This is a genomic window from Sphingomonas phoenicis (assembly GCF_047238005.1).
Taxonomy (GTDB): domain Bacteria; phylum Pseudomonadota; class Alphaproteobacteria; order Sphingomonadales; family Sphingomonadaceae; genus Sphingomonas.
Genome location: NZ_JBDFMC010000002.1, coordinates 879,470 through 894,075, shown reverse-complemented (window position 1 = coordinate 894,075; position 14,606 = coordinate 879,470). Strand labels below are relative to the sequence as shown.

Here is a 14,606-nt window from a genome sequence, read left to right as displayed (position 1 = left end):
ACTAGCGTGACCGCCTCAGATCGCCGGCAATTTTGGCTCGCCGTCGCGCTGGTCGCTGCCCCGTCCTCCGCATCGTTCGCGGCCGATCAGCTCGCTCAGCCCGGTACGGCGCCGGCGCGCGGCCCCGACGCGCCCCGGCCCGATGCGGAGGCGGCGGCCAGCCAGGCGCCGGGTGCCGCGCCCGTTTCCGACCCGCAGGGCAACGCGCCGATCGTGCCGGAGGCGGAGTTCGATGCAGCGCTGCCGCCCCTGTCCGGCGACATCGACGCGCCGCTGGAGGCGATGACACCGGCAGTGCCCGCGACGCAGACGCCCCCCGGCGCGACAACCGGAGCCGCGCTGAACACCGGCGACACGCTGGGACCGGTTGGCCCCGAGGATCCGACGCTGGCCCAGCCGCTGACCCCGCTCGGCAGCTTCGACACGACGCCGCTGCAGGATTCGGTCGTCGCCAGCACCGACGCGCCGGAGATCCGGTACGACACGGTGGTCCGCGGCCTGGAGCCGCTGGGCCTGGACGACGAGTTCAAGTCGCTGTCGGCGCTGCGCGAGGGTGGCGGCAAGGCCGCCAACGGTGCGCAGGTGGCGGCACGGGCGCGTGAGGACGAGGGGCTGGCGGTGCGCCTGATGCGCTCGCTGGGCTATTACGACGCAACCGCCGTCTCGACGATCGAGCAGCCGACGCCGACGACCGTAGCGGCTCCCGCCCCCGGTCAGGCGGCACCGGCCGACGGCGCGGCAGTACCGGCGGGCGACAAGGCCGGCCGCATCCGCGCGATCCTGACGGCGACGCCGGGACGGCTGTACACCTTGTCCTCGGTGACCATCCGGGCCGAGCCGGCGGTGCCCCAGGACCTGCTGCGCCGCAATCTGCCGCTGAAGGTCGGCGACCCGATCGAGGCCGCGCGGATCCAGGGCGCCGAGGCGAATGTCAGCCTGATCCTGCCACAACAGGGCTACCCCTTCGTCAAGGTCGGCGAGCGCGATATCCTGCTGGAGGATCAGGCGCCCGACCCGGTCGGCGCGTACACGCTGCCGGTCGACACCGGGCCGCGATCCTCGTTCGGGCGGATCGTGACGACCGGCGACGAGGTGTTCGGGCTCGATCACCTGAACGTCTTCCCCCGCTACAAGGAAGGCCAGCTGTACGACGCGCGGCTGACCGACGATCTCCGCGACGCACTGGTCGGCACGGGTCTGTTCAACAGCGTGGCGGTCGAGCCGCAGCGGACGGGGCGAACGGGCCCCGACGGCACCGAAGCGGTCGACCTGCTGGTTCGCCAGAGCAAGGGACCGGCGCGGTCGCTGGCGGCAACCGCCGGCTATTCGACCGGGCAGGGCACCCGGATCGAGGGCAGCTGGACGCATCGCAACCTGTTCCCCGACGAGGGCGCGCTGATCGGGACGCTGGTCGCCGGTACGCAGGAGCAGGGCGCGGGTGCGACCTTCCGCCGTTCCAACGCGGGGCGGCGCGACCGGACCTTCTCGATCATCGCCAATGCCAGCCACCAGAATTACGACGCGTACGAGGCCTATATCGGCACGCTCGCCATGCGCTGGAGCTATGATTCGACACCGATCTGGCAGAAGAAATTCACCTATGCCTATGGTGTCGAACTGACCGGCACGAACGAGGACGTGTACGATTTTACCGAAGGCCGGCGGCGGCGCGGCACGTTCGGGATCGCGGCACTGCCCGGGCAGGTGGTGTTCGACCAGTCGGACAGCCTGCTGAACCCGACCAGGGGGTATCGCCTGAAACTGAACCTCAGCCCCGAGACGTCGGTACGGGGCGGGGTGCGCCCGTATGTTCGGACGATGGTGGAAGGTACCGCCTATTACCCGATCAACGACAGCCTGGTGATCGCGGGGCGGGTGCGCGCCGGATCGATACAGGGTATCGACCGCAACGATCTGGCGCCGTCGCGCCGCTATTACGGTGGTGGCGGCGGATCGGTGCGCGGCTATGGCTTCCAGCGACTGGGCCCGTTCGAACCGGTCGATCCGGCCGACCCCGACGCGCGGCGCAACCCGGTCGGCGGGCGATCGCTGAACGAGTTCGCGGTAGAGGCGCGGTATCGCTTCGGCAATTTCGGGATCGTGCCGTTCATCGATGCCGGCAACAGTTACGAGGACAGCCTGCCGACCTTCTCGGCATTGCGCTGGGGCGCCGGCATCGGCGGGCGGTTCTACACCAATTTCGGCCCGTTCCGGGTCGACGTGGCGACGCCGCTGAACCCGCGGCCGGGCGACGGCAAGGTCGCATTGTACATCTCGATCGGACAGGCATTCTGATGGTCGAGAACACGGCCCCCGACACCGTCGTCGCCACGCAGAAGCGGCCATTGTGGCAACGTATCCTGAAGTGGCTGGGCATCGCCGTCGTCGGTCTCGTCGCGCTGGTGCTGATGGTGCTGTTCGGCATCAACACCGATCCGGGCCGCCGTCTGGTGGCGGACCAGATCGGCGGTTACACGACGGCATCCGGGCTGAACATCAAGGTCGGCCGGATCGACGGGTCGCTGTACGGGCGGATGGTGTTGTCGGACCTGCGGGTCAGCGATCCGCAGGGCGTGTTCCTCGACAGCCCGCGGCTGGAGGTAGATTGGCGCCCGTTTGCGTTCGCACGCAATCACGTCGACGTGCGCGAATTGATGGCGGGCACCGTGACGATGCGGCGCAAGCCGGTGCTGAAGGCGACCGAGCCCAGCGACCCCAACGCGCCGCTGCTGCCCGATCTGGACATCGACGTTAACCGGCTGCGCGTCAGCCGGTTCGTTCTGGCCGCACCGGTGACCGGGCAGGCGCATATCGTATCGATCGACGGCGGCGTGCACATCGCGGACCGGCGCGCGCAGCTGGTGGCGAATGCGGCGGCGCTGCGTGCGCCGGGCGTCGCCGGCGGCGATCGGCTGACGCTGAAGATCGATGCGGTGCCCGATGACGACAAGCTGGATGTCGACGTGCGGCTGACCGCACCGACGGGTGGCGTGGTCGCGACGATGGGCGGGCTGAAGCAGCCGCTGACGCTGGCGATCGGTGGACGCGGCGGCTGGGCCGCATGGCAGGGCCGTGCGCTCGCCACGCTGGGAGGCGGCGAACTCGCCAATTTGGGGGTAACGGCGCGCTCCGGCCACATTGAAGTCCGCGGGACGACGCGGCCCGGCCTGTATCTGGAAGGGCCGGTCGAACGGCTGACCGCACCGGCCCTGCAGGTCGGCATCGACACGACGCTGAACGAGCGACGTGCCGACAGCCGGATCAAGCTGCGCTCCGACGCGCTGATGATCGACGCGGGCGGGCTGCTCGATCTGGCGAACAGCCGGTTCGGCAACTTCGCCGTCGACGCCAAGCTGCTGACGCCGGGGGCGATCGCGTCCAACCTGAACGGCCGCGACGTGACCGCGCGCCTGGTGCTGGACGGTGCGTTCGCCACTCCCACCTTGGACTACAAGATCGCGGCCGCCCGGCTGGGCTTCGGCGAGATGGCGGTCGAGAACCTGTATGCCGAAGGACTGGCGCGGGTGAACGCGGACCGGATACTGGTGCCGGTGAACGCGCGTGCGCGGCGTGTCGCGGGGCTGAACGCCGCGGTGGGCGGGCTGGCGAACAATGTCGCCCTCCAGGGCGACTTTGCCATCTCGATGCCGAACATCCTGTCGGACAATCTGCGCATCCGATCCGACAACATCGACGCGACCGCGATCGTCGTCGCGAACGTGCAGACGGGCCGCTACACCGGCGCGCTGAAAGGCAGGGTCAACAACTACCGTGTCGATTCGATCGGTATCGTCAACCTGTCCACCGATGCCAAGCTGGTGCCGGGGCCGAACGGCGGGTTCGGGATCACCGGTCGCGTGGTCGCGCAGACGACCCAGCTGTTCAACGATGGTGCCCGCAATTTCCTGGGCGGCAACGCGATCGTCCGCGCGGATGTGGGATACAGCCCCGAGGGTGTGGTGACGTTCAGCGGCCTGAGGCTGACCGCGCCGCAGTTCCGCATCACCCGCGGGCAGGGGCGGTTCGATCCGCGTACCGGTGCCGTCGCGGTGGAGGCGGATGCGCTCTCCAGCCAATATGGTCCGCTGTTCGCCCGCGTCGCGGGATCCGCGACCAACCCCGTCGTGGTGCTGCGTGCACCGCGGCCGGGCGTCGGCGTCGGGTTGGTCGACCTGAACGCCCGCGTCGTCGGACGGGGTGGCGCCTATGCCGTGACGGCAAGCGGCGGCACCAGTTACGGTCCCTTCACCGCCGACGTGCTGGTGCGGCCGGGGAACCAGCTTGCCGTCGATGTCCGGCGGGTCGTCTTCGCCGGTATCGTCGCCAATGGCAGGATCGTGCAGACCGCAGCCGGGCCGTTCGCGGGCGCGCTGGCCTTCAACGGATCGGGGCTGACCGGGAATGTCCAGCTGGCGAACCAGGGCGGCAACCAGCGTGCCGACGTGAAGGCGCGCGCCTACAATGCGCGGATCCCGGGGCAGGTGGATTTCACCATCGGGCGCGCCATCGTCGATGCTAGCGTCGTGCTGCTGCCCCGTGCGCCGCAGGTGGTCGCCGACGTCCAGCTGGCGGATACCCGATATGGCCCGACGGTGATCCAGTCGGCCCGTGCCAAGGTGAACTATGTCGGCGGGCGCGGAACTGCGCAGGCGCTGCTGACCGGATCGAACGGCGTGCCGTTCCGGATCGCCCTGAACGGACGGCTCGCGCCGGACGACTATCTCGTCGCGCTGCAAGGGCAGGCGAACGGCATCGGTTTCCGGACCGCCAATCCGGCGCATATCCGTGCCGCTGGCGGCACGTACCGACTGGCGCCGACCCGGATCGACTTCAATCAGGGCTCGGCGCGAATCGCCGGTGCGTTCGGCAGTGCGACCAGTGCGCAGTTGCGGCTGGACTGGCTCGACCTGTCGATCCTGAACGCATTCGTTCCGAACCTGGGTTTGTCGGGACAGGCCACGGGCAGCGTCGATTATGCACAGGCGGCCAGTTCCTCCTTCCCCACGGCTGACGCCCGGGTGACGATCGCGCAGTTCCGCCGCACCGGCGTTGCGGCGGTGTCGACGCCGGTCGATATCGTCTTCGCCGGCCGGCTGCTTGCCGATGGCGGCGAAGCGCGGGCGCTGGTGAAAAGCGGTCAGACCGTGGTCGGGCGCATGCTCGCCAGCCTGCGGCCGCTGCCACCAGGCGCCGGATCGTGGACGACGCGGCTGATGTCGGCGCCCCTGTCCGGCGGCATCCGTTACAACGGTCCCTCGTCGCTGCTCTTCTCGTTCGCGGCGCTGCCGAACCAGCAGCTGACCGGACCGATCGCCCTGGCGGCCGACTTCGGCGGACGCGTCTCGGCGCCGCAGCTGACCGGCCTGGTACGCGCCGACAGCCTGACTTACGACAACGAGACCTATGGCACCCGGCTGTCGCGGATGCAGCTGGCCGGCCGCTTCACCAACGATCGGCTGGAGATCACGACGCTGAATGCCCGGGCCGGCGACGGTACGGTGCAGGCGCAGGGATCGATCGGGCTGGCCGCCGACTCGGGGTATCCGATCGATCTGCGCGCCACGCTGGACAATGCGCGGCTGGCGAACAGCGATGCCCTGGCCGCGACCACCAGCGGCACGGTACGGCTGACCAATGGGCCTAACGGGGGCCTGATCCAAGGCGAGCTGACCATCCCCAACGCCCGGTACCAGATCATCCGGCAGGGTGCGGCCGAGGTGCCCGAGCTGACCGGCATCCGCCGTCGCAGCGAGATCCGGGTGGCGCGCCCGACCGATCGCCCCGCAGCGGCGCCGGCCGGCTTGTTCAGGCTCGACCTGCGGGTGCGGGCCGACAACCAGCTGTTCGTGTCGGGCATGGGGCTCGAATCCGAGTGGGAGATGGACCTACGCATTGGCGGCACCTCCGCCGCGCCGGTGATCACCGGTGGACTGGATCTGGTGCGCGGGACCTATTCGTTCGCGGGCAAGCGGTTCGAGGTGAACCGCGGCACGATCCGCTTCCGCGGGGGCGCGTTGACCGATCCGGACATCAACATCCAGGCGACCACGACGACCGACGGCATCACGGCGGTGATCAACGTAACGGGTACGGGCCAGCGGCCGCAGATCAGCTTCACCTCCACGCCGACCCTGCCGCAGGACGAGGTACTCAGCCGCCTGCTGTTCGGCACTAACCCGGAGAACCTGTCCGCCACCGAGGCGATCCAGCTGGCCTCCGCGCTCAACTCGCTGCGCGGATCGGGCGGGGGCGGACTGAACCCGCTGGGCAAGCTGCGCTCCGCCATCGGGTTCGACCGGTTGCGCGTGCTGGGTGCCGATGAAGCGAGCGGACGCGGCACCAGCCTGGCGGCGGGCAAGTATCTGACCGACGACATCTATGTCGAGATCGTCACCGACGCCCGCGGCTTTACGGCCACTCAGCTGGAGATCGCGCTGACCAAGGCGTTGAGCGTGCTGACCTCAACCGGCTCGTTCGGCGGATCGAGCGGATCGGTGCGATACCGGAAGGACTATTGAGCGGAACGCCGGCCCGCGCCGATCACGAGCATGTCGATGTGCTGGTGGTGGGCGCCGGCATTTCCGGAATCAGCGCAGGCTGGCATTTGCAGACGCGCTGCCCGGACCGGTCTTACCTGATCCTGGAAGCGCGCGACGCGATCGGCGGTACGTGGGATCTGGTCCGGTATCCGGGCGTGCGGTCAGACTCCGACATGCACACGCTCGGCTTCTCCTTCCAGCCCTGGACGGGCGAGGCGTCGATCGCCGACGGTGCCTCGATCCGTCGCTACATCGAACAGACCGCGCGCGAGCACGGCATCGACCGGCATATCCGCTTCGGCATCCGCGTGAAATCCGCAGACTGGTCGGAGCGAGACGCGCGGTGGACGGTAAAGGCGGTCGGCAGGACGGACGATCTGGTGTTTACCTGCTCTTTCCTCGACCTCTGCGCGGGCTATTACGATTATGACGCCGGTCATGCTCCGGCGTTTGCAGGAAGCGAGGACTTCGCCGGCACGATCGTCCACCCCCAGCTCTGGCCGGACGACCTGGACATGCGGGGCAAGCGCGTCGCCGTGATCGGCAGCGGCGCCACGGCGGTGACACTGATCCCCGCCATCGCAGACCGGGCGGCTCATGTAACGATGGTCCAGCGCTCGCCCAGCTATGTCGTGGCACAGCCGTTACGCGACGGGACGGCGGCCCGGCTGCGGCGGCTGTTCGGTATTCGCACCGCCTATCGGATGGTGCGCGCCAAGAACGTGCTGCTATCGATCATCTTCTTCCAGGCGTCGCGTCGCTGGCCGAGGGCGATGGCACGACGCATGATCGGCATGGTGCAGCAGGCGCTAGGGGCTGACTACGACACCGCCACCCACTTCACGCCGCGGTACAAGCCGTGGGATCAGCGTGTGTGCCTGACACCCGACGGCGACTTCTTTGCGGCGATCAGCAGCGGGCGGGCGTCGGTGGTGACCGGGACGATCGATCGCCTGGAAATGGGTGGCATCCGCATGGCCGACGGGCAGCAGGTGGCGGTCGACATTCTGATCACTGCGACCGGATTGTCGATCAAGCTGGCGGGTGGCATCTCGTTCACCCTTGATGGCCGAGAGATCGATTTCGCGGGGCGACTGCAATATCGCGGAATGATGTTCGATGGCGTGCCGAACCTGGCATTCACCTTCGGCTACACCAATGCATCTTGGACGCTGAAGGCAGACCTGACCGCGTTGTATGTCTGCAGGCTGCTGAATGCCATGCGACGGCGCGGCGCGAGAGTGGTTGTGCCGATGAACGACGATCCCGCCATCCGTATCGAAGCATTTCTCCCGTTCACCTCGACCTACATCGAACGTGTCGCGGATCGTTTACCCTTACAGGGAACGCGCAGCCCGTGGCGACTGCATCAGAACTACCTGCTGGATGTCCTCGCCCTGCGGTTCGGAAGGGTAAGAAGGAAGATGCGGTTCATCAGGTAAAGAGTTGAACTGTAACGAAAACCGACCCGACGACACTCCCGTTCACCGTGACTGTCGCCGGGTCGACCAACCGCTCACCAGGGGCGGATTTTCTCGTTGCCGATAAGGGCCAGAATGAACCGAAGCATGTTTATCTCCTTCAATGCGCCTCGTTGGACGCACTGAAGGTGTTAACCGATTTTTAACCATAGCTCAACGTGCCGGCGCTCCGACAAAAGTCGGTGGTCAGACATCCTTAACCAATTGTTTAACCTCGGCGCTTACCTCCGGTGCCATGGAGCGAACGGAGCCCGGCCCTGGCCAGCAGTCCGAATCGGGTGCGATCTGCGCGACGGACCCGTCGCGCGTGCCATCCACCGGTGCGGACGGATGCGAGGTCGTCGCGATCGCACGGATCGCCAACTTCGCCATTCTTCGCCGCCATCTGGGGCTCGCGCGGGCCAACCGACTGGCCGACGACGTGGCCGCCCGTATGGGCCAGTTGGTCCCTGGCGCCGCCATCTCTGCCGTCGCACGCGATCGCATCGACCTGACCTTCAACGAAGATCATCATCTCGTCAGCCATGTCTTGCGGATGATCGACGTCGCCTTCGAGGCCCCGTTCCAGGTCGGCGAAGAGGCCTGTGCGATCGAGCTGCTGCTGGGCGCCGCGGTCCTGATGGCAGGCCCGCATGACGACGTGCGGCTGGTCGACGAAGCGGAGCGGGCACTGGAAGAAGCGCGTGATTCGCGTGAGCCGGTAATCCGCCGGGTCGGTGCGGACGCCGGGGCGCTGGATCGCGTCAGCCTGGCGCGCGACCTGCGCTCGGCGATCGGCAATGGTGAATTGTTCCTGCATTACCAGCCCAAGGCACATGTGCGGCGGCAGGAGATCACCAGCGTGGAGGCACTGGTCCGGTGGCAGCATCCTACCCGCGGGCTCGTGTTGCCGGGTGATTTCATCCAGCTGGCGGAAGAATCGCGTGACATCGTCGACCTGACGATCTGGACCATTCAGCAGGCGATCCGGGACCAGCGCGTGCTCGCCGCCAAGGGTCACGACGTGACGATGTTCGTCAACGTATCCGGCATGTTGCTGTCGGATGCGCGATTCGTCCGCAGGGCAAGTGCACTGGTCGAGAACAGCGGTGCCAAGATCGGTTTCGAGATCACGGAGACGGCAGTGATCCGTGATCCCGACAGCGCCATCGCCCATCTCCACACCTTTGCCGCGATCGGCATCGTCATTGCCATCGACGATTACGGCGCGGGATTGTCGTCGCTCGCCTATCTGAAGCAGCTGCCGGCGCGCGAACTGAAGATCGACAAGTTGTTCGTCACCCAGTTGACCAGCTCCAACCGGGATCCGCTGATCGTCCGTTCGACCATCGATCTGGCCCACGCTCTCGAGATGGAAGTCGTCGCCGAGGGTGTGGAGACCGCTGCTGCGCTGGCGCTGCTCTCCGTGATGGGCTGCGACGTGGTACAAGGCTATTTCATCAGCCGCCCGATCGCTCTCGCTGCACTGATCAAGTTCATGGATGATTACAGACTTCAAGGACCCGCGCAGCATCCGCTGATCCCGGGATTGACGAGCGTCGTGAAACGAACGGGCAGTCAGTGAGAACCTGCTTCGCGATCGTCGCGGGAGCGCTTCTGACCATAGCGGCACCAGCGGCGTCGGTGTCGCCGAAAGCGGTGGAGAAGCAGATCGCGGATGCTCGAGCGTCGATGCTGGTCGATCCGGTCGCAACCCAGCAGATGGCGATCGAGGCAGCAGAGGCGGCAACCCGGGTTGCGGACACCCGTCACCGGCGCCTTCTGATCGCGACGACACAGTGGCTCCGAAGCGAAGCCTACTCGCGGACCGGCGCCATTACCGAAGCGGAGCCGCTGATCGAGGCGGCGGCGCGCGTGGTACTGCGTGACGATCCGAACTCGATGTTGGCAGGGGAAATCCTGCTGACGCGGGGAGGCTTGCGCAACGCGAAGACGCAGGTTGCGGGTTCGTTGGCGGACTATCAGCAAGCCTTCGAGATATTCCGGCGCAACGGGAATGCGCGGAGCCAAGCGATCGCGCTCATGCTGATCGCCTCCCTGTGTAGCGACGGCAAGGATTTTACGCGCGCGCTACGTTATCTCGCTCAAGCATCCGACATCTATAAGGGCGATCCCGGCCTGATGGTGGCGCTTCACAACATCCGAGGCGGCGTTCTGCAGGATGTCGCGCGGTATGCCGAAGCCGAGAAGCAGCTGGAGATCGCTCTTCGCTATGCCGAGCAGATGCGCAGCCCGGTGCTGACCGCGCAGGTCCTCCGCAACATTGCCCGAAATCGCTTGAAAGCCAAACAGGTCGGGTTGGCCGAGCGGGCGATCAGGCGCAGCCTCATCGTGGCGGCGAGCGGCGAGGCCGCCAGCTGGCGGCCGCAGTTGCTTGCTCTCGCAGCGGAAGCCGCCTTCCAGCGCGGAAACCTCGGCCAGGCGGAAACCTTGATCCAGCAGAGCTTCGCCGGCGTGGATGTCAGGTCGACGGAAAATATGTGGCTGGAGCCGCACATCACGGCGTACCACATCTTCTCGCGGGCCGGCCGTTACGATCGTGCCCTGGCGCATCTGGCTGCCGTCAAGCGCATCGACGACAATGCGACTTCGCTCGCCACGACGACCAGCAACGCGCTGATGGCCGCCCGTTTCGACTTCGCGAACCAGGAATTGCGGATCGCCAAGCTGAAGGCCGACGAATTGCGGCGCAGCGTGGCGCTGGAACAGGCGCGGACGCGGATCCAGCAGATCGTCTTGATGGCTACCGCCGCGGCGACGGGTATCGTCATCGTCATTCTGGCGATCGGGCTGTTCACGATCCGTCGTAGCCGCAACGAGGTGCGCGATGCCCGCGACGGGCTGGCGCTGACCAATGCCGCGTTGAACAAGGCGCTGGCGGCGAAGACCGAGTTCCTGGCGACGACCAGTCACGAGATCCGGACGCCGCTGAACGGCATTCTGGGCATGACGCAGGTGATGCTGGCCGATGCGCAGCTGCCGGCGATCGCTCGCGATCGACTGGCCGTGGTGCAGGGGGCGGGACAGACCATGCGGGCGCTGGTCGACGACATTCTGGACGTCGCCAAGATGGAAACCGGCAACCTCACTCTCGAGCGGGAACCGGTCGATCTGGCAGCGACCATGAGGACGGCGTGCCGGCTGTGGGAGGATCAGGCGCAGCACAAGGGGCTGGCGTTCGACGTCGAGCTTTCCGCGTGTCCGCCGGCGATCGTCGGGGACGCCGCACGGCTGCGGCAGATCGTGTTCAACCTGCTGTCGAACGCGGTCAAGTTCACCAGCGAGGGCAGGATCGAGCTGGTGGTCGGTGCGTCCGAGGATCGATCGCGGTTCAGCATCCGCGTCGCCGACACCGGCATCGGCATCGCCCCGGACAAGCAGGCGGCGATCTTCGAGTCGTTTCGCCAGGCCGACACCAGCACGACGCGCCAATATGGCGGTACCGGGCTGGGACTGGCGATCTGTCGCAATCTGGCGACGGCGATGGACGGCGAGATCACGGTCGACAGCCGGCTGGGTGAGGGTGCGGTCTTCACCGTGACCCTGCCGCTGGAAGACGTGGTCGCGGCCCCATCGGTCGCCGATCTTCCGGAACAGCCCGATGCGCTGCTGGTGCTGGACCGCAACCCGATCACCCGCAGCATGTGGAAGACGCTGCTGGAGCGCCGGGCCGGGCGCCTGCTGTTCGCCGGCACGGTCGACGAGGCGCTCGCACTGCTGGGACAGGAGCGGGTCACGCGGGTGATGATCGACGAGGCGACGCTGTGCGCCGAGGCGGAGCCCGCATCGGCGGCGGCGTCGCTGGCGGAGGCGGCGCGGAAGGTGGACGCGGAGACCAGCCTGTTGTGGACGCAATCGCGCGAGGGCGGCGCGATATTGGCGGCGGGAATGACCCGGCTGATCGCCAAGCCGATAGCCGGATCGGACCTGGTGGCGGCCCTGTTCGCGGGTGGCTGCGACGAAGCGCCGGTATCGCCGCTTGTATCACAGGCTGCTTGATGCATAGAGCAGTGCATGAAGTGCGAAAACTCGCCATGGTCCGCAAAGGGTAGGGCAGGGCAATGAACGTCCTGTTCATCGAGGACGACCGGATGAATCGCCGTGTTGTCAACGATATGCTGGGTGTTGCGGGCGTTGATATGGTCGAGGCGGAGAATGCCGAGGACGGCCTGCGCCTGATCGAAGAACAGGATTTTCAGGTAATTCTCATCGATCTGCGGATGCCCGGCATGGACGGCATCACGGCGATCGGTCACATCCGGAGCCGCCCGGACCCGAAATCGACGGTACCCATCATCGTGGTGACGGCCGATGCGGCGCTCGATCTGCGCGAGCGCTGCCTGGCGGCCGGAGCGGACGACGTGATCTTCAAGCCCGTGGCGATGGACGCGTTGTTCGAGGCAATGGGCCGCGTGCTTGCCAAGGGAGCGGGCGACGGCGGCATGATCGTCTGAAAACGGACATATGGGTGCTTGCACCCGTTGGTGGCGGTGGTTATAGGCGCGCCTCCAAGCATTCCGGTCGGCTCCCGAGAGCTGAACGACCGGGCTCCGTCGGGGAGTAGCTCAGCCTGGTAGAGCACTGTCTTCGGGAGGCAGGGGCCGGAGGTTCGAATCCTCTCTTCCCGACCATTTTCTTGGATCCCATGCACATCGGCGATGCGCGCCGCCCGCGGGCGGGGCTAGCCCGCGCGATGACGGTAGGCTAGGCGCCGTCGCCTATGGCCACTCCCCTCGACAAGATCCGCAATTTCTCGATCATCGCGCATATCGATCACGGCAAGTCCACGCTCGCCGACCGGCTGATCCAGCAGACCGGCGGCCTGACCGAGCGCGAGATGAGCGAGCAGGTGCTCGACAATATGGACATCGAGAAGGAGCGCGGGATCACCATCAAGGCGCAGACCGTGCGCCTCGCCTACAAGGCGAATGACGGCGAGACCTATACCCTGAACCTGATGGACACGCCGGGGCATGTCGACTTCGCGTACGAGGTCAGCCGGTCGCTGGCGGCGTGCGAGGGGGCGTTGCTGGTCGTCGATGCCGCGCAGGGAGTCGAGGCGCAGACGCTGGCCAACGTGTACCAGTCGATCGAGCACGATCACGAGATCGTGCCGGTCATCAACAAGATCGATCTGCCCGCCGCCGAGCCCGAGCAGGTGCGCAAGGAGATCGAGGACGTCATCGGGCTGGATGCGTCGGAGGCGGTGCTGGCATCGGCGAAGTCGGGGATCGGCATCGCCGACATCCTGGAGGCGATCGTCCGGAAGATCCCGGCGCCCAAGGGCGATGCGGCGGCGCCGCTGAAGGCGATGCTGGTCGACAGCTGGTACGACCCGTATCTGGGCGTCATGATCCTGGTCCGCGTGATCGACGGGGTGCTGAAGAAGGGGCAGCAGGTCACCTTCATGCAGGCCGGCACCACCCACCTGATCGACCGGGTGGGTTGTTTCCGGCCGAAGATCGAGCAGCTGGCCGACCTGGGACCGGGCGAGATCGGCTTCATCACCGCCCAGATCAAGGACGTGGCGCAGGCGCGGGTCGGCGACACGCTAACCGATACGAAGCGTCCCGCGACTGAGGCGCTGCCGGGGTTCAAGGAAGTGCAGCCGGTGGTGTTCTGCGGCCTGTTCCCGGTCGATGCCGCCGATTTCGAGAAGCTGCGCGAGAGCATCTCCCGGTTGCGGCTGAACGATGCCAGCTTCTCGTTCGAGATGGAGACCTCGGCCGCGCTGGGCTTCGGCTTCCGCTGCGGGTTCCTGGGGCTGCTGCACCTGGAGATCATCCAGGAGCGGCTGACCCGCGAGTACGACCTGGACCTCATCACGACCGCGCCATCGGTGGTGTACGAGATCGAGCTGACGCACGGCGGCGGGCAGATCGAGCTGCACAATCCGGCCGACATGCCCGATCCCAACAAGATCGCGCAGATCAGCGAGCCGTGGATCGAGGCGACGATCTATGTCCCCGACGAGTATCTGGGATCGATCCTGAAGCTGTGTCAGGACCGCCGCGGCATCCAGAAGAACCTGACCTATGTCGGCGGACGCGCGCAGGCGACGTACGAGCTGCCGCTGAACGAGGTGGTCTTCGACTTCTACGACCGGCTGAAATCGCTGTCGAAGGGCTATGCCAGCTTCGACTATCACCAGATCGGCTATCGCGAGGGCGACCTCGTCAAGATGAGCATCCTGGTCAACGAGGAGCCGGTCGACGCGCTGAGCATGATCGTCCACCGCGGCACCGCCGAGGTGAGGGGACGGGGCATGTGCGAGCGGCTGAAGGAGCTGATCCCGCGGCACCTGTTCAAGATCCCGATCCAGGCGGCGATCGGCGGCAAGGTGATCGCACGCGAGACGATCAGCGCGATGCGCAAGGACGTTACAGCGAAATGTTACGGCGGTGACGCAACTCGCAAGCGCAAGCTGCTGGACAAGCAGAAGAAAGGCAAGGCGAAGATGCGCGAGTACGGATCGGTCAGCATCCCGCAGGAGGCGTTCATCGCGGCCCTGAGGATGGGGGACGAGAGCTGAGGCAGGGCGGCGATCGCGCCGGTCGGTAATCGGAAGGTAAGGCTAAGGTAAGGC

Annotated in this window: 7 protein-coding genes and 1 tRNA gene; all 8 read left to right on the top strand. The window is 66.7% G+C overall.

All coding sequences use genetic code 11. The features are described 5' to 3' along the window. Positions 1-6: 6 nt before the first annotated feature. The gene (locus ABC319_RS05410; RefSeq protein WP_413069238.1) at positions 7-2,295 is read left to right on the top strand and encodes an autotransporter assembly complex protein TamA; all 2,289 of its coding nucleotides are present in this window, start codon (positions 7-9) and stop codon (positions 2,293-2,295) included. Then, entirely contained in the window at positions 2,295-6,518 is a 4,224-nt protein-coding gene (locus ABC319_RS05405; RefSeq protein WP_413069237.1) for a translocation/assembly module TamB domain-containing protein, read from the top strand. The genes ABC319_RS05410 and ABC319_RS05405 overlap by 1 nt, the downstream gene beginning before the upstream one ends. After that, positions 6,515-7,981, top strand: coding sequence for a flavin-containing monooxygenase (locus tag ABC319_RS05400; RefSeq protein ID WP_413069236.1), 1,467 nt, complete (start codon positions 6,515-6,517; stop codon positions 7,979-7,981). Before ABC319_RS05405 ends, ABC319_RS05400 begins: the two co-directional genes overlap by 4 nt. Positions 7,982-8,123: 142 nt before the next feature. Beyond that, on the top strand, positions 8,124-9,584 hold the full coding sequence (locus ABC319_RS05395; RefSeq protein WP_413069235.1) for an EAL domain-containing protein: 1,461 nt from the start codon (positions 8,124-8,126) through the stop codon (positions 9,582-9,584). Then, a complete protein-coding gene (locus tag ABC319_RS05390; RefSeq protein ID WP_413069234.1) occupies positions 9,581-12,019 on the top strand; it encodes an ATP-binding protein in 2,439 nt (812 codons plus the stop codon). Before ABC319_RS05395 ends, ABC319_RS05390 begins: the two co-directional genes overlap by 4 nt. A 62-nt stretch (positions 12,020-12,081) precedes the next feature. Next, positions 12,082-12,474 carry a response regulator gene (locus ABC319_RS05385; protein WP_413069233.1) on the top strand — a complete coding sequence of 131 codons (393 nt, stop codon included), beginning with the start codon at positions 12,082-12,084 and terminating at the stop codon, positions 12,472-12,474. A gap of 100 nt (positions 12,475-12,574) precedes the next feature. After that, a tRNA-Pro gene (locus ABC319_RS05380) sits at positions 12,575-12,651 on the top strand. Positions 12,652-12,740: 89 nt separating this feature from the next. Continuing rightward, positions 12,741-14,552 (top strand): translation elongation factor 4, encoded by a 1,812-nt coding sequence (lepA, locus tag ABC319_RS05375; RefSeq protein ID WP_413069232.1) that lies wholly within the window; start codon positions 12,741-12,743, stop codon positions 14,550-14,552. The last annotated feature ends 54 nt before the right edge of the window (positions 14,553-14,606 follow it).

What these genes read in the sequence shown, in the direction of transcription:
- ABC319_RS05395 (WP_413069235.1), top strand. Translation starts at nt 8,124, where the DNA reads ATGCGCCTCGTTGGACGCACTGAAGGTGTTAACCGATTTTTAACCATA.
- ABC319_RS05385 (WP_413069233.1), top strand. Translation starts at nt 12,082, where the DNA reads ATGAACGTCCTGTTCATCGAGGACGACCGGATGAATCGCCGTGTTGTC.
- ABC319_RS05405 (WP_413069237.1), top strand. Translation starts at nt 2,295, where the DNA reads ATGGTCGAGAACACGGCCCCCGACACCGTCGTCGCCACGCAGAAGCGG.
- lepA (WP_413069232.1), top strand. Translation starts at nt 12,741, where the DNA reads ATGGCCACTCCCCTCGACAAGATCCGCAATTTCTCGATCATCGCGCAT.